Source organism: Actinomadura livida, from assembly GCF_014648675.1.
GTDB classification, from domain to species: Bacteria; Actinomycetota; Actinomycetes; order Streptosporangiales; family Streptosporangiaceae; genus Spirillospora; species Spirillospora livida.
Genome location: NZ_BMRO01000001.1, coordinates 143,652 through 163,615 on the forward strand (window position 1 = coordinate 143,652; position 19,964 = coordinate 163,615).

The window sequence follows — 19,964 nt, forward strand, 5'->3', positions numbered from 1 at the left end:
GCCACGCGAGACCGGACAGCACGGCCTGCGCCCAGAGCACCGCGTGCGCCGCGGCCAGGGCGCCCGGCAGGGACCGCTGATCGACGTTCATGACGACCAGGCTGCCCCGGAATCACGCCGGGCACATGAGTACAAGTACTCAGCGCCGCAGGCGCAACTACGCAGCGGTGGTCTTGCGGGACGCCCTGGGCCGCGCGTTGAGGGCCGACAGGAGCACTCCGCCGAGGCCCTTGGCGGAGGCGCCCAGGAAGGTCGCCCAGTCGAAGTAGTCGCGCCAGAGGGTGATGCGGTCGTCCTCGACCCTGAAGGTGCCGCAGACCCAGAACTCCGCGCGCCAGGCGCCGGCCTCCAGCACGTCGGTGCGCTCGGTCAGCACGATCGGGCCGTTGGCGGCGATGTTGTGGATGCGGGCCTCGAAGCCGCTGCCGTAGCGGGACATGGCGCGGAGCGTCTTCTCGACGGCGGCCAGGCCGCGGGCCGGCGGCAGCGGGACGTTCTGGTAGACGATCTCGGGCGCGGCGTAGCTCAGGGCCCGGTCGATGTCGAGGTCTTCGAGGGCGGACAGGAATCCGGTGACGATCTTGGTCTCGCTCATGGAGGTTCCTCCGAGGTCGATGGACCAACCGTAGTCCGCTGCCGGCGCCGCCGCTGGCCGCCCGCGGCCAGGAGGCGGGAAATGTGATATCACTTTGATAGGCTGCTGATAACACCCCAGAAGAGGAGAGACTGGATGGCCGAAGAGACGACCAAGGTGGCGATGCCGCGCCCGAAGATCACCGAGCGTCCGGCGGCGGACCGCAGCGGCTGGGCGCTGCTGGGCCTGGCGGTCGCGCTGACCGTCCTGGGCGCCGCGGCGGCCACCGCCGGGGCGCTCGCCGGCGGAGCCGGCGCCCTGGCGGGCGGGATCACCGCCGGGTCACTGCTCCTGGTGGCCGGGCTGGTCGTCGCGGCCGGCCTGACGCCGGTGGCGCCCAACGAGGCCCGGGTGCTGCAGCTGCTCGGGCGCTACAAGGGCACGGTGCGCAACGACGGCCTCCGCTGGGTCAACCCGCTGACCATGCGGCAGAAGGTGTCGACGCGGATCCGCAACCACGAGACGGGGCTCGCCAAGGTCAACGACCTGGACGGGAACCCGATCGAGATCTCGGCCGTGGTGGTGTGGCAGGTCGCCGACACCGCGCGGGCCGTGTTCGAGGTCGACGACTTCGTGGAGTTCGTGGCGTTCCAGACGGAGGCGGCCGTCCGGCACATCGCGGGCAGCTTCCCCTACGACGACGCCGAGCGGACCTCGCTGCGCGACAACGCCGACGAGATCACCGCGAAGCTGTCGGAGGAGCTGTCCGAGCGGGTCGCGTCCGCCGGCGTCGAGATCATCGAGTCGCGGATCACCGGGCTGGCGTACGCGCCGGAGATCGCGCAGGCGATGCTGCGCCGCCAGCAGGCCGGCGCGGTCGTCGCGGCGCGGCAGCGGATCGTGGAGGGCGCGGTCGGCATGGTGCAGCTCGCCCTCGACCGGCTGGAGGAGGACCACGTCATCGAACTGGACGAGGAGCGCAAGGCCGCGATGGTCAGCAACCTGCTGGTCGTGCTGTGCGCCGACCGCGACGCCCAGCCGGTGGTGAACTCCGGCAGCCTCTACCAGTGACCCCGGGCCCACGTGACTGAGCGCAAGAAGATCCTGCTGCGGCTCGATCCCGCCGTGCACGACGCCCTGGCCCGGTGGGCGGCGGACGAGCTGCGCAGCACCAACGCCCAGATCGAGTTCCTGCTGCGGCGGGCGCTCGCCGACGCGGGGCGGATGCCGGCGTCGGCGAGCGGGATGCGCGGGCCCGGACGGCCCCGCAAGGCGGCACGGGACGCGGGCCGCGGGAACACCGGAGACGGCGACGCCGCCGACGACGCGGAAGGCCCGCCGCGCGGCGGGGACGGGGATTGAGATGGTCAAGGTTCCAGATTCGCTGCCGGCCCGGATGTACCTGCTGGCGTACGACCTCCGGAAGCAGAAGATGAGCAAGGGCCGCGCGGAGCTCGGCTACGTGCTGCGCGGTGCGGCCCTGACCGAGCTGTACCTCGACGGCCGGCTCGGCGAGGAGCGCCGCAAGCCCGTCCCGGGCACGCCGGGCGACGATCCGTACGGCGTGCTCGCGCAGATCGCCGGGTCGCGGCCCAGGTCGTGGCGGTACTGGGTGCGCAAGGACGGCAAGGAGCTGGTGGACAGGGTCCGGGACGAGCTGGTCCGCGACGGGTGGATCCGCGTGCGGGAGCACCGGGTGCTGGGCCTGTTCCCCCGGCAGCAGGTCACCGTCAAGGACCCGCGGGTGGTGAAGCAGCTGTGGGGCGGGGCGTCGTCGGCGCTCCGGGGGCGGCCGGTCGCGCACGTCCACAGCTACGACGCGGCCGCGGTCGCGCTGGCCGCGGCGGGCGAGCTGACGACCGTCCTGCCCCGCGCGGACCGGCGGCGCCACAAGCGGCGCATCCGGGAGCTGACGGCCCGGACGGGCCCGGCGCCGGCGGCGGTCCGCAGGGTGATCGGCGAGCAGAACGTGGCCGACGGCGTCGCCTGAGCTACTCGACCACGAGCTCCACCGGGACGTTGCCCCGGGTGGCGTTCGAGTACGGGCAGACCTGGTGCGCGCGCTCCACCAGCTCGCGCCCGTTCTCCAGGTCGTCGGGCAGTTCCACGCGCAGCACGACGGTCAGGCCGAAGCCGCTCTCGACGTCGCCGCCGATGCCGACCTCGGCGGTGACGGAGACGTCCCGGACGTCCTGGCGGGTGCCGCGGGCCACCGCGCCGAGCGCGGAGGCGAAGCAGGCGGCGTAACCGGCGGCGAACAGCTGCTCGGGGTTGGTCCCCTCGCCGCTGCCGCCCATCTCGCGCGGCGCGGCGAGGGACAGGTCGAGGCGGCCGTCGGAGCTGACGGCCTTGCCGTCCCGCCCGTTGGCGGTGGCCACGGCGGTGTAGTGGACGTCCATGGGCGCCCCTTTCAGTTGTGGGCAATTGAGTTGGACACAACCAACATACCGCAGCCGGGCGCCGCCGCAAAGGCCCGGCAGTGAGTCCGACATGTTTATGTGTGTCCGAAAGGGCACGAATCAGTGGAACGCACATTGGACGGAGATGACGTGGAGATCAGCCTCGACCTCCTGCTCCCCCGGGACGCGGCGAGCGTCCCGGCCACCCGGAGGCTGCTGGACGCGGCGCTCAGGGCCCTCGGCGTGGAGGAGCAGATCCGGGACGACATCGAGGTGATGCTCACCGAGGCGTGCACGAACGTCATCAAGCACGCCGAGCATGGCGCGGACTACACCGTGCGGGCGACCATCCAGGACTCGCGCTGCCTGATCAAAGTGATCGACTCCGGGACGGGCTTCGACACCGGCGTGCTGCCGCGCCCCGGGCCCGCCGACGAGCAGGGCCGCGGCCTGATGATCATGAGCATGCTGGCCGACGACGTCCGCTTCCGCTCGTTCATGCACGACGGGGCCCTCGTGTCGCTGGAGAAGAACCTGCGGTACGGCAAGGACAGCCTCGGCGGGCTGCTCACGGCCGGGAACGGGACCCCGCTCCCGGCGCGGGCCGATCCGGAGGCGGACGGCCTCACCGCCCGCCTGTTCGACATGGCGCGCAGCGGCGACACCGTCCGGCTCGCCGGCTTCATCGACGCGGGGGCGCCGCCGAACCTGGCCGACGAGAGGGGCGACACGCTGCTCATGCTCGCCGCCCGGCACGGGCACCCCGACACCGTCCGGGCGCTCGCGGCGCGCGGCGCCGACCCCGAGCGGGCCAACGACCGGGGGCAGCGGCCCCTCGCCGGCGCGGTGGCCGGGAAGGAGGGCGGGGTGGTGCGGGCCCTGCTGGACGCGGGCGCCGACCCGCACGCGGGCTCGCCCTCGGCCGTCGACACGGCGCACCGCTTCGGCCGCACCGAGTTCCTCGCCCTGTTCGACGAGACCGCTCCCCCGCCCGTGTGAGCCCGCCCGTGTGAGCCCGCCCGTGTGAGCCCGCGGGCGCGCCCGGTCCGAGCGTCCGCTCAGAAGGCCCCGTCGGAGGCCAGCTCGCCCTTGGCGGCCGCGCCCGCCTGCCCGTTCTTCTCTTCGATGACCACGCGGTGGTGCCAGTAGGGCGGCGCGATGCCCTCCTCGCGGATCACCCGGTGCAGCCGCTTGAGGAACTCGTGCTTGATGCGGAACTGGTCGCCGAACTCCGAGGACCGCAGGATCACGTGGAAGCCGACGGTGGCGTCGTTGAAGTCGTTGAAGCGGACGAAGATGTCGCAGTCGGCCACCCCGCCCTGGACCTCCTTCATCACGTCGTGCCCGACCTCGATGAGCAGCTCCTCGAACCGGTCCAGGTCCACCTCGTAGGCCACCTTCGCGTACACCAGGATCGACATGTCCTGCGCGGGCCGGTGGTAGTTGGTGAGGATCGTGTCGGAGAACCTCATGTTCGGGATGACTTCGATGTTGTCGGACAGCGTCCGGATCGTCGTGTTGCGCCAGTTGATGTCGACGACGTACCCCTCCTGGCCGCTGGCCAGCTTGATGTAGTCGCCGGGCTCGATCGTCTTGGCCGCCAGGACGTGCACGCCCGCGAACAGGTTGGCGAGGGTGTCCTGGAGGGCGAGCGCGACCGCGAGGCCGCCGACGCCCAGGGCGCCGAGCAGCGGCGTGATCGACACCCCGAGGCTCTGCAGCATCACCAGGATGCCGACGCCGAGGACGACCACGCGGGTGATGTTGGCGAAGATCGTCACATTGCCGGCGACGCCCTGCCTGGCCAGCGCGACCGAGCTCACCCCCGAGGCGATCAGCCGCGCCAGCGCCAGCGTGACCACGAAGATGGCCACCGCCGTCAGCACCTTCGCGGTGACGTCGAGCGTGCCGCGCGGGAGCTGCACGACCTTCGCGGCGACCCAGAGGCCGAGCAGGACCGAGAGGGGCACCGCGAGGTCCTTGATCAGCCGGGCCGCGAGGTCGTCCCAGGTGGCCCGGGTGTCCCCGGCCCGCTTGAACAGCCGGCCGGTCAGCAGCCGCAGCACGACGGCGGCCGCCAGGGCCGACGCCAGCACGACCCCGGCGGCGATGACCCGTTCCCAGCTCACATCACCCATGACGCGTGCATCTCTCCCTCCGCGCGGGCATGGCGAACTCGCCCGTCAGATCCCGTTATGCCGCTTTGCGCGCCCTCGATCGTATAGAAGACCCGGCGCGTGCGAGGCACATCACGGACTCCGGAGGCGGGCGCGACCCCCGGGACGATTACGCTTGATCAGATGGTAGGCGTGGGAATGATGCGCCGGCTGGGGGTCACGGCGCTGGGACTGCGGAACGGCCCCCACCGCGTCACGGTCGAGCGCGATCTCGAGGTTCCCGCGGGCGACGGCGTCGCCCTCCTGGCCGACCGGTACGCCCCGACGGACGTCGAGCGGGCGCCCACCGTCCTCGTCCGGTCCCCCTACGGGCGGCGCGGCCCCTTCGGGCTCATGTGCGGGCAGGCGTTCGCGTCGCACGGGTTCCAGGCCGTCGTGCAGAGCGTCCGCGGCGGCTTCGGGTCCGGCGGCGTCTTCGAGGCGCTGGACGAGCGGGAGGACGGCCTCGCCACCATCGAGTGGCTGAAGTCGCAGCCGTGGTTCGGCGGGACGTTCGCGATGCACGGCCCGAGCTACCTCGGCTACGTGCAGTGGGCCGTCGCCGCGGAGGCGGGGCCCGAGCTGCGCGCCCTGTCGATGCAGGTCACCGCCTCGACGTTCCGCGACGCCGTGAACGTCGGCGGGACGTTCGCGCTGGAGTCGACGCTCATCTGGGTGGACCTCACCGCACGGATGAAGAGCTCGCTGTCCGGGATCACGACCGGCATCATGTCGCCGCGCCGCGCCCGCCGCGCCACCCTGTCCGGCCGCCCGATCGCCGAGCTCGACCGGCTCGCGACGGGCGAGCAGCAGCGGTTCTTCCAGGAGCTCCTCGTCAACGGCCCCGACACCTCGTTCTGGGACAAGCGCGACTTCAGCCCCACCGTCTCGCGGGTGACGGCCCCGGTGAACATGACCGGCGGGTGGTACGACATCTTCCTGCCGTGGCAGCTGCGGGACTACGCCGCGCTCCGCGCCGCGGGGCGGCGCCCGTACCTGACCATCGGGCCCTGGTTCCACGCCGACCAGCGGATGATGCGCGGCTCGGTCGGCGAGTCGATCGCCTGGTTCCGCGCGCACCTGCTGGACGACCCGTCCGAGCTGCGGGAGCAGCCCGTCCGGCTGTACGTCACGGGCGCGGGCGAGTGGCGCGAGTTCCCCGACTGGCCGGTCCCCGGCATGCGGGAGGAGCGCTGGCACCTGCAGCCCGCCGGCGCCCTCGCACCGGACGAGCCGCCCGAGTCCGAACCGGACGCCTACCGGTACGACCCGAACCATCCGACGCCGTTCCTCGGCGGCCCCACGCTGCTCGGGGAGACCCGCCCGTCCACCGACCAGCGGCGCCTGGAGCGCCGCCGGGACGTGGTGACCTACACCTCGGCCGTCCTCGACGACGACCTGGAGATCATCGGCCCGGTCACCGCCGACCTGTACATCCGCTCGAACCGCGAGCACACCGACTTCGTGGTCCGGCTGTGCGACGTCACCCCCGACGGCGAGTCGCTGAACCTGTGCGAGGGCATGCGAAGCCTCGTCGCGGGCGAACCGCTGCCGGACGCCGACGGAGTCCGGCACGTCGCCCTGGAGCTGTGGCCGGCCGGTCACCGGTTCCGCCGCGGGCACCGCGTCCGGGTGCAGGTCGCGAGCGGCGCCTACCCGCGCGTCGCCCGCAACCCGGGCACCGGCGCGCCGATCGGCACCGCCACCGACATGCTCACCGCCGACCAGGAGATCTTCCACTCCCCGGCCCACCCCTCGACGATCAACCTCCCGGTCGTCCGCCCGTAGGGGTCACCGGGCCCGCAGGGCCTCCAGGGCCTTGTCGGCGTGGGTGTTCATGCGGATCTCGCTCTTGACGACCGCCAGGACGCGGCGGTCGGTGTCGATGACGAAGGTCTGGCGCCTGGTGGGCAGGAGGGCGATGCCGCGCTTGACGCCGAAGCGCTCGCGGACGCGGCCGTCCGGGTCGGACAGCAGCGGGTAGCCGAGGGTGTTCCGGTCGGCGAACTCCTTCTGCTTGGCGACGGGGTCGGCGCTGACGCCGACCGGGTGGGCGCCGGCCTCGGCGAGTTCGGCGGCCACGTCGCGGAAGTGGCATGCCTCGGCGGTGCAGCCGGGGGTCATCGCGGCCGGGTAGAAGAACAGCACCACCGGGCCCTTCTCCAGGAGACCGGTCAGCGTGCGCGGCTCGCCCGTCTCGTCGGGCAGCTCGAAGTCGTCAACGACGTCACCGACGTTCATGGGACGAATCTACCGCCCCGGCGCTACCGTCCCCGCGGGTGCAGGAGGCCCGCGATCTCGCGGGGCGTCCAGGCGCCGCGGGCGCCGGGACGTCCGGCCAGGTAGGACGCGGCGCGGCCGGCGGACCAGCCGTGCGCCTCGCGCAGCCCGCCGCCGAGCATGGCCAGGTAGGGGGCGGTCGGCGCGTTCGGCGGGGCCGGTTCCGGTGCGGTGAACGTGAGCATGGGCCGGCCCGCGCACTCCCCGACCCTGAGGACGGTCTCGTACCGGCCGGGGCCGACGCGCTGCCGGCCGCGGGTGACGGCCTCGGAGAGGTCGTGGTCGGCGCCCACGTCGCGGTGCATCTCCTGGGACATGACGTCGCAGAACTGGCGGTGGGTCAGCAGGTAGGCGCGGGCGGCGGCACGGCCGGGCAGGTCCGGGTCGTAGAAGGCCATCCCGCCGCCCCAGGTCCGCGAGTCGTGCGCGAAGTAGATGCCGCCGGGCACGGTGATCGCCCGCTCGGCGCGGGCCGGCCGGGGATCGCGGCAGCCGGCCTGGCGGCGCGCGCCGCCGCGCGGGCGGCCGCCGGTGAGGTAGCAGCGGAACCTCTCCCCGAAGAGGTTCGAGCCGTAGGCCACGTACCAGATCGGTTCGTCGTCCATCTTGTCCAGTATTCCAGCAGGTGGGGGGTGGTCCCGCGGGGCCCGGACGGCGGGGAGCGCCGATTCGCGACGTTTGACGCGGAGTGCGGGCGGTTATAGAACCTTTCGAGCAGGTGTCTACGACGCAGATACCTCCGAGCTTCCCCTGTGATGTCCCGGAGGATCCGTATGCACCGCCAGCTTCACATCGCGCTCGTGTCCGCCTCCGACCTTGACGGCGAACACCTGCAGTCAATCCATGTTCGGGACCTCGCCCGTTCGCTGACCCGTCCGCTCACCGCCGACGGCGAGCCGAACCAGGTCACGGTCTACACGCGGCGGCAGGACCCCGCCGCCCGCGGCCGGACCCGGCTCGCGCCGGGCGCCGCGCTCGTCACCCTGGACGCCGGGCCTGCCCGCCCGCTCCCCGACGACGAGCTGCTCAAGCACGTCCGCGACTTCGCCGACGAACTGCGCCGCCGCTGGTCGGGCGCGGGCCGGCCGGACATCGTCCACGCGCACGGCTGGATCGGCGGCCTCGCCGCCTGCGCCGTCGCCCGTGAGCTGGACATCCCCTTCGCGCAGAGCTACCACGGCGTCGCCGCCACCGAGCGCCGCGCCGGCACGCCGGTGCACCCGCACCGCGACCGCCTGGAGAAGGCCATCGGCCGCGGCGCGGACCTGGTGCTCGCCGGGCACGCCGAGGAGGCCACCGCGCTGGTGCGGATGGGCATCCCCCGCCCGGCCGTCTCCGTCGTCCCCTACGGCGTGGACGGCGACCTGTTCTCGCAGGTCGGCCCCTCGATGCCGCGCGGTGACCGGCGCCGCCTGGTGATGGTCTGCGACGACCTGGAGGCCGGGGACGTCGCGACCGCCCTGCGGGCCCTGGTGCACGTCCCGCACGCCGAGCTGGCCATCGCCGGCGGCCCCGCCCGCGAGGACCTGGACCACGACCCCGCCGTGCACCGGCTGACGCTGCTGGCCAAGGAGCTGCACGTCGCCGACCGCGTGATCTTCCTGGGCAGGATGCCCCGCAAGTCGCTGCCGAAGCTGCTGCGGACCGCGAGCCTCGCCCTCTGCCTCACCCCCCACCAGCCCTGCCCCTCGACGCCGCTGGAGGCCATGGCCTGCGGCGTCCCCGTCGTGACCGCCCCGGCGGGCGCGAGCGCCGACGAGGTCCTCGACCGGATCACCGGCCTGCACGTCCCCGCGGGGCGGCCGGTCGTGATCGGCCGCGCGGTCCGGCGGCTGCTGTCCGAGGAGACCACGCTGCACGGCTACTCCATCGCCGCCGCCGACCGCGCCCGCTCCCGCTACTCGCTGGAGCGGATCGCGGCCGAGACGCTCCGCGCCTACCTGAAGGTGCTGCCCGTCCCCGAGCCCGAGCCGGTCCCCGAGCCGGCCGCCGAGGACGTGGCGGAGCGCGAGACCGACAGGACCCCCGCCCTCGTCGGCTAAGCGTCCTCCAGCCCCCACCCACCGCCATTCAGCGGACGAGCTCGGCTCGACGCCCGTCCGCCCCATACGGGCCCCGGATCCCCGCCGGATCCGGGGCCCGCTCATGTCCCGCCGGTGGGATACTGGGCCGGATGACCGGAGGGGACGGCCCGATGCTGATCGGCAGGGCGGCCGAGTTCGCGGAGCTGACCGCCGCGCTGGAGCGGGCCGCCGCCGGCGGCGCCGGCCTCGTGCTGGTCAGCGGCGACGCCGGGGTCGGCAAGACGCACCTGGTGTCCGCGCTCACCCGCACCGCCCGCGACCGGGGCTGCGCCGTCCTCGTCGGGCAGTGCGCCGAGCTGGGCGAGACCATGCCCTACCTTCCGCTCACCGACGCGCTGTGGGCCGCCGCGCACGGCGGCGGGCCGGAGGCGGAGGAGGTCCGCGCCGCGGTCGCCGCCCGTCCCGTGCTGGGCGGGCTGCTGCCCGACGGCGGCGGCGACCCGGAGGCGGCGTCCGAGCTGGGCCAGCAGCGGCTCTTCGGGGCCGTGCTCGGGCTCCTCGGCGAGCTCGGGGCCGAGCGGCCCGTCCTCCTCGTGCTGGAGGACCTGCACTGGGCCGACCGGTCGACCCGGCATCTGCTGACGTTCCTCGGCCGCGTCCTCCAGCGCGAGCGGGTGTGCCTCGTCGGCACGTACCGGTCGGACGACCTGCACCGGCGCCATCCGCTGCGGCCGGTGGTGGCGGAGCTGCTGCGGCTGCCGAACGCGACCGGCGTCCAGGTGCCCGCGTTCGGGCCGGGCGAGACCGCCGAGTACCTCGCGGCGCTGTCGCGCGGGTCCGCGCCGGTGGACGGGGAGGTCGCCGCGCGGGTGCACCGCCGGTCGGAGGGCAACCCCTTCTACGCCGCCGAGCTGTACTCCGCCGGGCTCGGCTCCCCCGGCGCGGAGTCCGCGGGGCTCCCGTCCGGGCTCGCCGACCTGCTGCTGTCGCGGGTGGACCGGCTGTCGGAGGCCGGGCGGCGGGTCGTGCGGGTCGCCGCGGTGGCCGGGCGCCGCATCGACGACGAGCTCGTCCGGCGCGTGTCGGGGCTGGACGAGACCGCGGCCGGCGAGGCGCTGCGGGAGGTCGTCTCGCACCAGCTGCTCGTCCCGTCCGGGGACGGGTACACGTTCCGGCACGCGCTGCTGCGCGAGGCCGTCTACGCCGACCTGCTGCCGGGCGAGCGGACCCGGCTGCACGCCGCGTTCGCGCGGCTGCTCGCCGACCGGCCGGACGGGACGCGCGGCCCCGCCGCGGAGCTGGCCCACCACAGCCTCGCCGCCCACGACCTCCCCGCCGCGTTCGCCGCGTCGGTCCGGGCCGCGCGGGACGCCGGGCGCCTCGGCGCGCCCGCCGAGGCGTTCGAGCACTACGAGCGGGCGCTGGAGCTGTGGGAGGCGGTCCCCGGCCCCGAGGAGGCCGCCGGGACAGACCGGGTGCAGCTGGCGCTGGCCGCCGCGCGGGCCGCCGCGGAGGCCGGCGACCTGCGGCGCGCCGTGCACCGGCTGCGGCGGCTGCTGGAGGTGGCCGACCCCGCGGACGCGCGGCTCGGCTGCCGGATCCGCGAGCAGCTCGCCACCCACCTCGGGGAGCTCGACGACTACGGCCCGTCCGTGGCCATGGCGCGGGAGGCGGTCGCGATGCTGCCCGCCGACCCGCCGACGGTCGAGCGGGCCGAGGCCCTCGCCACCTACGCGCGGATACTGCTCTACCGGGACGACGACGGCGAGATGCCCGGCGTGGCGGAGCGGGCCATCGCGGACGCGCGCGCCGCCGGGGCCACCGGCGCCGAGGCGAGCCTGCTGGTGACGCTCGGCATCTTCCGGGAGGCGGGCGAGGCCGACCCGGACGTCGCGGAGGTGTTCGCGCGGGCCCGCGACCTGTCCGCCGCCGACGGCGGGAGCCCGCTCGTGGCGGGGCGCGCCGCGTTCCACTACGCCCGCACCAAGTTCGACCGCGGCGACCTCGCGGGCGCGACGCGCGCCGCCGAGGAGGGCGTGAAGTACGCCCTGGAGAACGGCCTCGGCTGGAGCACCTTCGGGGTCGTCCTGCGGTCCCTGCGGTACCTGATCCACTACACGGCGGGGAACTGGGCGGAGGCGAACCGGCTCGCCGAGGACTTCGCGGTGCAGGTCGTCCGGCCGCTGGAGGCGCAGATCTCCGCGTACGGGCTGTTCGTCGAGGTCGCGCAGGGCAGTCCGCGCGCGGACGAGCGGCTCCGCTGGATCACCCCGCTGCTGGACGAGGACCTCTTCCTCAACTACCTCGCCCGGGGCCTCGCCGCCGAGCACGCGCTGTGGCGCGGCGATCCGGAGACGGCCACCGAGCACCTCGACAAGATCCTCAGCACCATCTACGGCACCTCGGTCGGCGTCATCCGGCCCGCCGCGACGGGGCTGCAGGCGCAGGCCGAGATCGCGGCGCGCGCCCGCGCCGCCGGCGACGAAGCCGCCGCGCGGAAGGCGGCCGACACCGCGGACGACCTGCTCGCCCGGGTCCGGCAGGCCGTCGCGTACACGACCAACGGCCGCCGCCGCGCCTGGATGGGCCTCGAAGCGCACGCGTGGCTGGCCCGCGCGGAGGCGGAGCGGCGCCGGGTGGACGGTGTCCACGACGTGGACCTGTGGCGGAAGGCCGCCGACCTGTTCACCTACGGCGAGCCGGACGGCGGGTTCGTCTACGAGGTGGCGCGGTCGCGGTGGCGGCTCGCCGAGGCCCTCGCCGAGCACGGCGACCGGGACGGCGCCGCCGTGCAATGGCGGTCCGCGGTCGGCATCGCCGAGCGGCTCGGGGCCGCGCCGCTGCTCGCCGCGCTGCGCGACCTCGGCACCCGCGCCCGGCTCGGCTCCGCCCGGCCCGCGCCCGCGGCGCCCGGCCCGCTGGGCGCGCTGACCGGGCGGGAGCGGGAGGTCCTGAAGCTGGTCGCGGAGGGCCGCAACAACCGGGAGATCGCCGCGGCGCTGTTCATCTCCCCCAAGACCGCGAGCGTCCACGTCTCCAACATCCTCGCCAAGCTGAACGTCACGAGCCGCACCCAGGCCGCCGCCGTGGCCCACCGCGAAGGCGTCTGACCCCCGACGGATCTAGAGGAGTCCGCGGCCTGGGATCAGCGGCAGGTCCAGGGCCGTCAGGAGGCCCGGAGGTGCCTCGACCACGGCGGGTACGGCGTTCACCAGGCGCATCGCCGTCGCCTTGAGGCCGGCGGTGTTGTGGTCGCCGTCGGTGCCGAGGAGCCGCAGGTCCACGGTGTAGTTCGGCTCGCCGCGGACCTCGACCCGGTAGCAGCCGGCGCCGGCGGGCTGCGGCCAGTCGGGGGCGAGGTCGTCGCGGAGCCGCGTGACGTGCTCCAGGACGACGACGGCCTCGCCGCCGCGCATCCCGCGGACCTCGAACCGCAGGGCCGCCGTGGTGCCCTTCGCGATCGTCCCGGCGGCGACGGCGAAGGTCTCGGGTGCGGGCAGCCGGGTGTGCCACTCGGCGACCTCGTCCAGCTCCACGCCGAGCCCTGCGGCGATCTGCCGGACGACGCTGCCCCACGCCATCGTCAGGACGCCGGGCTGCAGCAGCATGGGCGTCTCGTCCAGGGACCCGCCGAAGCCCATGATGTCGAACAGGACCGTGCCCTGGTCGTAGGTGGCGTAGTTGAGGATCTCCATGCAGCGGACCTGGTCGATGCGCTCGCTGATGCCGGTCACGGCGAGCGGGAGCACGTCGTTGGCGAACCCCGGGTCGATGCCGTTGACGAAGATCGACGCCCCGCCCGCGGCGGCGGCCTCGCGCACCGGATCCGACATCTCGGGCGGGACGACGCCGTCCGGGAACTGCAGGAACACCGGGCTGCTGGACACGACGTTGACCCCGGCACGGAGGATGCGGCACAGGTCGTCGATCGCCTCCGCCAGCCGCACGTCGGCCATCGAGGTGTAGACGACGCAGTCGGGCCGCAGCGCGAGCAGCGCGTCCTCGTCACCGGTCGCGGTGACGCCGAGGTCGCGGCCGAGACCCGCGAGTTCACCCGCGTCCCTGCCGACCTTCGCGGGGTTGGACACCCACACGCCCGCGAGTTCGAGGTCGGGCCGGGCGTCGATGCCGGCGATCGCGTGCCGGCCGACGTTGCCGGTGCTCCATTGCACTACGCGGTACGTCACAGGTCCTCCAGGCCGAGGTCGAGGTTGGGGGCCTCGATGCCGCCGTCCACCCGCAGGAGGGCGCCGGTGACGTAGGCCGAGGCGGGCGAGGCGAGGTACAGGACGGCGGCCGCGATGTCCTCGGGGTCGCCGACGCGGCCGAGCGGCGTCTTGCGCTCCATCTCGGTGCGCAGCTCGTCGCTGGTCATGACGACGTCGAGCGCGGACGTCGCGACGGAGCCGACGGCGATCGCGTTGACGCGGACGCGCGGCGCCAGGTCGAACGCGGCGAGCCGGGTGTAGTGGGCGAGGGCCGCCTTGGCGCTGCCGTAGGCGAGGTATCCGCGCCCGGCGATCCGCCCGATCACCGAGGAGATGTTGACGACGCTGCCCGCGCCCGACTCCAGCAGGTGCGGGACGGCAGCGCGGGTGAGCGCGTGCGTGGTACTCACATTGAACTGGAACGCGTTCTCAAGATGCCGCGGCTTGGTGTTCATGAAGGGGGCCGGCATCGCGCCGCCCATGTTGTTCACCACGATGTCGAGGCGGCCGAGGCCCTCGGCCGCCCGGTCCGCCAGCTCGGCCGCGGCGTCCGGCTCGCTGAGGTCCGCCGGGACGACCAGTGCCCGCCGCCCCGCCGCCTCGATCTCGGACGCGACCTTGCGGAGCTGGTCCTCCGTCCGGGAGGAGATCACCACGTCGGCGCCCGCCTGGGCGAGCGCGACCGCCGCCGCGGCGCCGATGCCCCGCCCGGCGCCGGTCACCACCGCGACCTTGCCGTCGATACGGAACCGATCCAGGATCACCGCGCCACCTCCGGGCCGTCAGCCGTGCCGCACAGCCTACGCAGGAGGTAGAACGTGTTTCAATATCTCCGCCGGTCGCACCTCACGGAAGCGGGACGTTGTAGGACATCAGAGCGGCGGAGTCCCCGGACATCCGCAACTCGGTGAGGGCGCAGTTGCGCACCTGCGGGAACACCGCGCGGTACGCGGACGGCGCGATGCCCAGCAGCCCGCACAGCGTCAGCCGCAGCAGGGTGTTGTGGGTGACGACCAGGACCCGCTCGCCGCGGTGGCGGGCGGCGACGCGCCGCAGCGCGGTCATGCCGCGCTCGACGGCCTTGCGGGGGTCCTCCGATCCGGGGAACGCCCCGGCGACCGGGTCCGCCAGGAACGCCTCCACGTCGGCGGGCGGCATCTCGGCGAACGTGCGGCCCTCGGCGGCGCCGAAGTCGACCTCCGCGAGGTCGCCGTCGACCGTGACGGGGAGCCCGAGGGCGGACGCGGCGGGCGCCGCCGTCTCCCGGCACCGGGTGAGCGGCGAGGCCCACACGGCGGCCGCGCCCGTCCCGGCCGCCCACCGGCCGAGCCGTTCGGCCTGCTCGCGGCCGGTCGCGGTGAGCGCGACGTCGCTCACGCCCGCGTACCGGTGCTCCGCGTGCCACTCGGTCCGGCCGTGCCGGACGACGTAGAGGGTGGTGTCCAAAACGCTGCTACCCCCGGCTCTCGTGCGGTCTCCGCCTTGTCCGAGGGTAGCCAGCCGCGGCCCCTGCCCGAGCCGGGCTTCAGCGTCGTTGCCGCTGCGCGGCCAGGGCGTCCCAGTCGGTGAGCCAGTTGCGGCCCTCGTCGTCGATGAACGAGCCCGGCGGCGGGGTCACCCGGTGCTCCCGCAGCCACTCGCCGGGGCGGCGCATCGCGGGGCGCAGGCCGCCGTCGCTCGGCATGAGCTGCGGCGGGATCGGCGCCGGCATCGACTGCGGGGCCGACTCGGCGGCGACCTCGGCGAGGTCCTTCTCCTCCGCCATCCCGATCGGTCCCTGGCGGCGGGCGTTGAAGAACTGGTTCACGGCCGGGTGCGTGCTGGACAGCACCATCTCCCGCGGCCCGAACATCACCAGGCCGCGGCGGAACAGCAGGCCGAGGTTGTCCGGCAGCACCCGGGCGGTCCCGATGTCGTGCGTGACGATCAGGAACGTCGCGCCGAGCCGGGTGTTCAGGTCCACGAACAGCTGGTTGAGGTAGGCGGTGCGGACGGGGTCGAGGCCGGAGTCCGGCTCGTCGGCCAGGATGATCTCGGGGTCGAGGACGAGCGCGCGGGCGAGGCCGGCGCGCTTCTTCATCCCGCCGGAGATCTCGCCGGGCAGCTTCCGCTCCGAACCGGACAGGCCGACCATCTCCATCTTCTCCAGCACGATGCGCCGGATCTCGGCCTCGCCCTTCTTGGTGTGCTCGCGCAGCGGGAACGCGATGTTGTCGTAGAGGTTCATCGAGCCGAACAGGGCGCCGTCCTGGAACAGCACCCCGAACTGGCGGCGCAGCGCGTACAGGTCGCTCTCGCGCAGCCGCGGGACGTCGCCGCCGCCCACGTAGATGTGGCCGCGGTCGGGACGCAGCAGCCCGACGAGGTTCTTGAGGAACACCGACTTACCGGTCCCGGACGGCCCGAGCAGGGCGGAGATCTCGCCCGCCGGGATGGTGAGGGAGACGTCCTCCCAGATGACCTGCCGCCCGAACGACTTCCTGAGCCCTTCCACCCGGATCTCGACACCCATGCGCACTCCCGTGCGGGGAACCGGGGACGGGGGATCCGCGTCTTACGTCCGGCCCCCGTCGCCCCGACTGTACGTCGGGCCCGGCCGTCCGGGGAGGCCCATTGGACGGACAGTCCATCATTCGATCGGGCAAAAGGGACTGTCCTCCCCGTTGAAACGCCACGGATCTCGCACCCATTGTGACAATCCGTGCCCGACCGATTAGTCACTTTGTTGCCTTACGCGGGTGTTCAGGTTTCTTCCAGCATGTGCGGTGACCTCCGGCGCGCCAATCCGGGTGCGCCCAATCCCCCCTGGAGGCACAGTGAAAATCCGTCCATCCCGTATCGGCGCCGCCGCCGTCACCGTGGCCGCGTCCGGGCTGGTGGCGACCGCGCTCGTCGGCGCTCCCGGCGCGAACGCGTCCCACGACACGGCCGCCGCCCCCGTCGCCGCCACCTCGGACACCGGCGCGGTGGCCGCGAAGCTGGCGGGCGAACTGGGCTCCCGCAGCGCGGGCGCCTACCTCGACCAGTCCACCCGCGACCTCGTGGTCACGGTCACCGACGCCAAGGCGGCACAGGCCGTGCGGGCCGCCGGGGCCGTCCCCAAGACCGTCGCGCGCAGCGGCGCCGACCTGCAGAAGGTCATGGCGTCGCTCAAGCGCGACGCCGCCGTTCCGGGCACCGCCTGGGCGGTCGACCCCGCCGCCAACCAGGTCGTCCTGACCATGGACAGCACGGTCAAGGGCGCCGGGCTGAAGAAGGTGCGCAGCGCCGCCGCCGAGCACGGCGCGGCGGTCCGCACCGACCGCGTCGCCGGGAAGTTCCGGATGTTCGCGCTGGGCGGCGACCCCATCTTCGCCGGCGGCTCCCGCTGCTCGCTGGGCTTCAACGTCACGAACGGAAGCGAGTACTTCTTCCTGACGGCGGGGCACTGCACCGAGGTGGGCGGCACCTGGACGGACGCGTCGGGGACGGTGCTCGGCACCAACGACGGCAGCAGCTTCCCCGGCAACGACTACGGCATCGTCAAGTACTCCTCGACCCCCGAGGACACGCAGGGCGGTGTCAGGGCGGCCGGCGGGTTCCACGACATCACCGACGCGGGGACCCCCACGGTCGGGCAGACCGTGACCCGCAGCGGCAGCACCACCGGCGTCCACAGCGGGCAGGTCACCGCGCTCAACCAGACGGTGAACTACGCCGAGGGCAGCGTCAGCGGCCTGATCCGGACGACGGTCTGCGCGGAGCCGGGCGACAGCGGCGGCCCGCTGTTCTCCGGGTCCACCGCGCTCGGCCTGACGTCCGGCGGCAGCGGCAACTGCTCGTCCGGCGGCACGACGTTCTTCCAGCCCGTGACCGAGCCGCTCTCGGCCTACGGGGTGGACGTCTACTGACCGGACGCTGACCCGAACGTCAGCCGACCCCCATCCGCCCTGCTCACCGCAGGGTCACCGCGGCCCGCCGGAGCTCCCAGGCGGCGGGACGCACGCGCCGGCTCCGGTTCCCCCCGCCGGGGGGCCGGAGCCGGTTCGCGTCCCATCTTGATCCACAACATGAAGGCGTTTCACGGTCTGACCATGGGGGCCATTGTCAGGATGCCAACCACATCGTCCTGAATTGGTCACTATCTGCGTCTTACATCCGCATTGACGGTTCTTACACCATGTCGGGGACCTCCGGCGCACCACAAGGGTGCGCCTGACCCCCCGCTGGAGGCACAAGTGAAGATCCGTACCACGCGCGCCGGCGTCGTCGCCGTCACCACGGCGACGTCCGCAGTGGTGGCCGCCACCCTGGCCACCGCACCCGCCGCGTTCGCGGCCCCCGCCGCACCCGCCGCTCCCGCCGACCACGGCGCCGTCGCGTCGGCGCTGGCGAGCAAGCTCGGCGCCCAGACCGCCGGCTCGTTCATCGAGGCCGGCAAGCTGGTCGTCACCGTGACCGACGCCGACGCCGCGCAGACCGTGCGGGCCGCCGGCGCCGTCCCGAAGACCGTCGCGCGCAGCGGCGCCGAGCTGAACCGGGTCATGGACGCGCTCAAGCGCGACGCCACCGTCCCGGGCACCGCATGGGCCGTCGACGCGGACTCCAACCAGGTCCTGCTCACGATGGACAGCAGCGTCAAGGGCGCCGCGCTCGCCAAGGTGCGGGCCGCCGCGGCCGAGCACGGCGCGGCCGTCCGTACCGAGCGCGTCGCCGGGACGTTCAAGAAGTTCACCCTCGGCGGCGAGGCCATCCGCACCGGCGGCTCCCGCTGCTCGCTGGGCTTCAACGCCCGCAGCGGCAGCACGTACTACTTCGTGACCGCCGGGCACTGCACCAACATCGGGTCCACCTGGACCGACGGCTCCGGCCGCGTGCTCGGCACCCGGTACGCCAGCAGCTTCCCCGGCAACGACTACGGCGTGGTGCGCTACACCTCCACGCCGACCGACACCCGCGGCGCCGTCAGCCTGTACGGCAGCGGCACCCGCGACATCACGAGCGCGGGCAACGCCACGGTCGGGCAGACCGTCTACCGCAGCGGCAGCACCACCGGCTACCACAGCGGCCGGGTCACCGCGCTCAACCAGACGGTCAACTACGCCGAGGGCAGCGTCTACGGCATGATCCGCACCACGGTGTGCGCGGAGCCGGGCGACAGCGGCGGCTCGCTGTTCGCCGGTTCCACCGCGCTCGGCCTGACCTCCGGCGGCAGCGGCAACTGCAGCTGGGGCGGGACGACGTTCTTCCAGCCCGTCACCGAGGTGCTCAACCGCTACGGCCTGAGCGTCTACTGACCGGCATCCGCCGACCGGCCGAAGGCCGGGAACAGTGATAAGGCGGGCCGCCCCCCGGCACGGACTCCGTGGGGGCGGCCCGCCGCCGTCTCGGTGACCCCGCTCCCCCGGTCAGGGGACGGCGGGGACCTCCAGGGTCCGGTGGACCTCCGCGATGACGTCCCGCTGCCGCTCGGTCAGGTAGAAGTGGCCGCCCGGCAGCACCTTGAGGGCGAAGCGCCCGTCGGTGACCTCCGCCCAGCGGGCGGCCTGCGCCCGGCTCACGTGCGGGTCGGCGTCCCCGATGATCGCCGTGACCGGGACGGCCAGCCGCGGTCCCGCGGCCCGGTGGGCGTAGTCCTCGATCAGCTTGAAGTCGTTGCGGACGTAGGGCAGGACGAGCTCACGCAGCTCGGGCTCCCGCAGCGCCTCGGCGTCGCTGCCGCCGAGCTTCACCATCTCCGCCACGACCGCGTCGTCGTCCTTGTCGGAGACGCGGTCCTCGCCGCGGTCGTGCGGCGGGCGGGCGCCGGAGGCGAACACGTGCACCGGGGCGCTGCCCCGCTCCTGCAGCAGCCGCGCCACCTCGTACGCCAGGACGGCGCCCATGCTGTGCCCGAACAGGGCGGCGGGGCGGTCCATCAGCGGCGCCATCGCGCCGGCGACGAGGCGGGCGAGCTGGTGGGCGTCGCCGACCATCGCGTCGGCGATCCGGTCGGCGCGGCCGGGGTACTGCACGGCGTGGACCTCGACGGCCGGGCTGATCTCCTTCACCCAGGGCCGGTAGAACACCGCCGACCCGCCCGCGTGCGGCAGGCAGAACAGCCGCATCGACGCCCAGGGGCGGTTCTCCGGGCAGCGGAACCACGTCACGTGATCAACTCCTCCTTCGGGCGGCGGGAGGTCCGGTCCCCGGGGGCCGCGCTGTCCCCGGCGCGGTCGGCGGCGCGGTCGGCGGCGCGGTCGGCGGCGCGGTCGGCGGCGCGGTCGGCGGCGCGGTCGGCGGCGCGGTCGGCGGCGCGGTCGGCGGCGCGGTCGGCGGCGCGGTCGGCGGCGCGGTCGGCGGCG

At 74.0% G+C, this 19,964-nt stretch carries 20 protein-coding genes; 9 read left to right on the forward strand and 11 right to left on the reverse strand.

Going from position 1 to position 19,964, the window contains the following annotated elements:
• Window positions 1-157: 157 nt before the first annotated feature.
• Window positions 158-595, reverse strand: coding sequence for a limonene-1,2-epoxide hydrolase family protein (locus IEZ03_RS00605; RefSeq protein WP_184883067.1), 438 nt, complete (start codon window positions 593-595; stop codon window positions 158-160).
• Window positions 596-730: 135 nt separating this feature from the next.
• On the opposite strand from IEZ03_RS00605, the gene IEZ03_RS00610 reads away from it, so the two are divergent.
• Genes IEZ03_RS00610 through IEZ03_RS00620 form a run of 3 tightly spaced genes read left to right on the forward strand, consistent with a single transcriptional unit; the run spans window position 731 to window position 2,564 of the window.
• Window positions 731-1,645, forward strand: a complete 915-nt coding sequence (locus tag IEZ03_RS00610; protein ID WP_184883065.1) for an SPFH domain-containing protein — start codon at window positions 731-733, stop codon at window positions 1,643-1,645.
• 12 nt (window positions 1,646-1,657) lie between these two features.
• Entirely contained in the window at window positions 1,658-1,936 is a 279-nt protein-coding gene (locus IEZ03_RS00615; RefSeq protein ID WP_221481860.1) for a type II toxin-antitoxin system antitoxin, read from the forward strand.
• 1 nt (window position 1,937) lies between these two features.
• Window positions 1,938-2,564 carry a GOLPH3/VPS74 family protein gene (locus tag IEZ03_RS00620; RefSeq protein WP_184883063.1) on the forward strand — a complete coding sequence of 209 codons (627 nt, stop codon included), beginning with the start codon at window positions 1,938-1,940 and terminating at the stop codon, window positions 2,562-2,564.
• Window position 2,565: 1 nt separating this feature from the next.
• Here the strand turns inward: IEZ03_RS00620 and IEZ03_RS00625 are convergent, their stop codons facing one another.
• Complete coding sequence (locus tag IEZ03_RS00625) at window positions 2,566-2,973, reverse strand: organic hydroperoxide resistance protein (RefSeq protein ID WP_184883061.1); 408 nt, start codon at window positions 2,971-2,973, stop codon at window positions 2,566-2,568.
• Between the two features lie 150 nt (window positions 2,974-3,123).
• Between IEZ03_RS00625 and IEZ03_RS37380 the strand changes: the two genes are divergently transcribed.
• Window positions 3,124-3,972, forward strand: a complete 849-nt coding sequence (locus tag IEZ03_RS37380; protein ID WP_229807887.1) for an ATP-binding protein — start codon at window positions 3,124-3,126, stop codon at window positions 3,970-3,972.
• Window positions 3,973-4,031: 59 nt separating this feature from the next.
• Here IEZ03_RS37380 and IEZ03_RS00635 read toward each other — a convergent pair whose 3' ends face one another.
• Window positions 4,032-5,111 (reverse strand): mechanosensitive ion channel family protein, encoded by a 1,080-nt coding sequence (locus IEZ03_RS00635; RefSeq protein WP_184883059.1) that lies wholly within the window; start codon window positions 5,109-5,111, stop codon window positions 4,032-4,034.
• Window positions 5,112-5,273: 162 nt separating this feature from the next.
• Here IEZ03_RS00635 and IEZ03_RS00640 point away from each other — a divergent pair, with 162 nt between their 5' ends.
• Window positions 5,274-6,917 carry a CocE/NonD family hydrolase gene (locus IEZ03_RS00640; protein WP_184883057.1) on the forward strand — a complete coding sequence of 548 codons (1,644 nt, stop codon included), beginning with the start codon at window positions 5,274-5,276 and terminating at the stop codon, window positions 6,915-6,917.
• Between the two features lie 3 nt (window positions 6,918-6,920).
• On the opposite strand, the gene IEZ03_RS00645 is transcribed toward IEZ03_RS00640, so the two are convergent.
• Complete coding sequence (locus IEZ03_RS00645) at window positions 6,921-7,370, reverse strand: peroxiredoxin (RefSeq protein ID WP_184883054.1); 450 nt, start codon at window positions 7,368-7,370, stop codon at window positions 6,921-6,923.
• Between the two features lie 23 nt (window positions 7,371-7,393).
• On the reverse strand, window positions 7,394-8,014 hold the full coding sequence (locus IEZ03_RS00650; RefSeq protein ID WP_184883052.1) for a histone deacetylase: 621 nt from the start codon (window positions 8,012-8,014) through the stop codon (window positions 7,394-7,396).
• A gap of 168 nt (window positions 8,015-8,182) precedes the next feature.
• Between IEZ03_RS00650 and IEZ03_RS00655 the strand changes: the two genes are divergently transcribed.
• Both IEZ03_RS00655 and IEZ03_RS38685 read left to right on the forward strand, forming a co-directional pair.
• A complete protein-coding gene (locus IEZ03_RS00655) occupies window positions 8,183-9,451 on the forward strand; it encodes a glycosyltransferase (protein WP_184883050.1) in 1,269 nt (422 codons plus the stop codon).
• Window positions 9,452-9,582: 131 nt separating this feature from the next.
• Window positions 9,583-12,543: a helix-turn-helix transcriptional regulator gene (locus IEZ03_RS38685; protein ID WP_281399843.1), complete on the forward strand. Its 2,961-nt coding sequence runs from the start codon at window positions 9,583-9,585 to the stop codon at window positions 12,541-12,543.
• A gap of 12 nt (window positions 12,544-12,555) precedes the next feature.
• Here IEZ03_RS38685 and IEZ03_RS00665 read toward each other — a convergent pair whose 3' ends face one another.
• The 4 genes from IEZ03_RS00665 to IEZ03_RS00680 all read right to left on the reverse strand — a co-directional run bounded on the left by IEZ03_RS00665 (window position 12,556) and on the right by IEZ03_RS00680 (window position 16,153).
• Window positions 12,556-13,620, reverse strand: coding sequence for an NAD(P)H-dependent amine dehydrogenase family protein (locus tag IEZ03_RS00665; RefSeq protein WP_184883049.1), 1,065 nt, complete (start codon window positions 13,618-13,620; stop codon window positions 12,556-12,558).
• Window positions 13,617-14,405 carry an SDR family oxidoreductase gene (locus IEZ03_RS00670; RefSeq protein ID WP_184883047.1) on the reverse strand — a complete coding sequence of 263 codons (789 nt, stop codon included), beginning with the start codon at window positions 14,403-14,405 and terminating at the stop codon, window positions 13,617-13,619. The genes IEZ03_RS00665 and IEZ03_RS00670 overlap by 4 nt, the downstream gene beginning before the upstream one ends.
• Before the next feature lie 82 nt (window positions 14,406-14,487).
• Entirely contained in the window at window positions 14,488-15,087 is a 600-nt protein-coding gene (locus tag IEZ03_RS00675) for a histidine phosphatase family protein (protein ID WP_184883045.1), read from the reverse strand.
• Window positions 15,088-15,166: 79 nt separating this feature from the next.
• Complete coding sequence (locus IEZ03_RS00680; RefSeq protein ID WP_184883043.1) at window positions 15,167-16,153, reverse strand: ABC transporter ATP-binding protein; 987 nt, start codon at window positions 16,151-16,153, stop codon at window positions 15,167-15,169.
• Between the two features lie 304 nt (window positions 16,154-16,457).
• Between IEZ03_RS00680 and IEZ03_RS00685 the strand changes: the two genes are divergently transcribed.
• Window positions 16,458-17,531 (forward strand): S1 family peptidase, encoded by a 1,074-nt coding sequence (locus IEZ03_RS00685; protein WP_229807888.1) that lies wholly within the window; start codon window positions 16,458-16,460, stop codon window positions 17,529-17,531.
• Between the two features lie 327 nt (window positions 17,532-17,858).
• The gene (locus IEZ03_RS00690) at window positions 17,859-18,917 is read left to right on the forward strand and encodes a S1 family peptidase (protein ID WP_229807889.1); all 1,059 of its coding nucleotides are present in this window, start codon (window positions 17,859-17,861) and stop codon (window positions 18,915-18,917) included.
• A 111-nt stretch (window positions 18,918-19,028) separates the two neighbouring features.
• Here IEZ03_RS00690 and IEZ03_RS00695 read toward each other — a convergent pair whose 3' ends face one another.
• Together IEZ03_RS00695 and IEZ03_RS00700 are read right to left on the reverse strand one after the other, a co-directional pair.
• Window positions 19,029-19,769: a thioesterase II family protein gene (locus tag IEZ03_RS00695; RefSeq protein ID WP_184883041.1), complete on the reverse strand. Its 741-nt coding sequence runs from the start codon at window positions 19,767-19,769 to the stop codon at window positions 19,029-19,031.
• On the reverse strand, window positions 19,766-19,964 hold a 199-nt coding region (locus tag IEZ03_RS00700), incomplete at its 5' end, for a hypothetical protein (RefSeq protein WP_189241137.1). The genes IEZ03_RS00700 and IEZ03_RS00695, both read right to left, overlap by 4 nt.

Excerpts from the sequence above, each read along its gene's own strand:
- IEZ03_RS00605 (WP_184883067.1), bottom strand. The coding sequence starts at position 595 with ATGAGCGAGACCAAGATCGTCACCGGATTCCTGTCCGCCCTCGAAGAC.
- IEZ03_RS00610 (WP_184883065.1), top strand. The coding sequence starts at position 731 with ATGGCCGAAGAGACGACCAAGGTGGCGATGCCGCGCCCGAAGATCACC.
- IEZ03_RS00620 (WP_184883063.1), top strand. The coding sequence starts at position 1,938 with ATGGTCAAGGTTCCAGATTCGCTGCCGGCCCGGATGTACCTGCTGGCG.
- IEZ03_RS00625 (WP_184883061.1), bottom strand. The coding sequence starts at position 2,973 with ATGGACGTCCACTACACCGCCGTGGCCACCGCCAACGGGCGGGACGGC.
- IEZ03_RS00635 (WP_184883059.1), bottom strand. The coding sequence starts at position 5,111 with ATGGGTGATGTGAGCTGGGAACGGGTCATCGCCGCCGGGGTCGTGCTG.
- IEZ03_RS00640 (WP_184883057.1), top strand. The coding sequence starts at position 5,274 with ATGGTAGGCGTGGGAATGATGCGCCGGCTGGGGGTCACGGCGCTGGGA.
- IEZ03_RS00645 (WP_184883054.1), bottom strand. The coding sequence starts at position 7,370 with ATGAACGTCGGTGACGTCGTTGACGACTTCGAGCTGCCCGACGAGACG.
- IEZ03_RS00650 (WP_184883052.1), bottom strand. The coding sequence starts at position 8,014 with ATGGACGACGAACCGATCTGGTACGTGGCCTACGGCTCGAACCTCTTC.
- IEZ03_RS00655 (WP_184883050.1), top strand. The coding sequence starts at position 8,183 with ATGCACCGCCAGCTTCACATCGCGCTCGTGTCCGCCTCCGACCTTGAC.
- IEZ03_RS38685 (WP_281399843.1), top strand. The coding sequence starts at position 9,583 with ATGACCGGAGGGGACGGCCCGATGCTGATCGGCAGGGCGGCCGAGTTC.
- IEZ03_RS00680 (WP_184883043.1), bottom strand. The coding sequence starts at position 16,153 with ATGGGTGTCGAGATCCGGGTGGAAGGGCTCAGGAAGTCGTTCGGGCGG.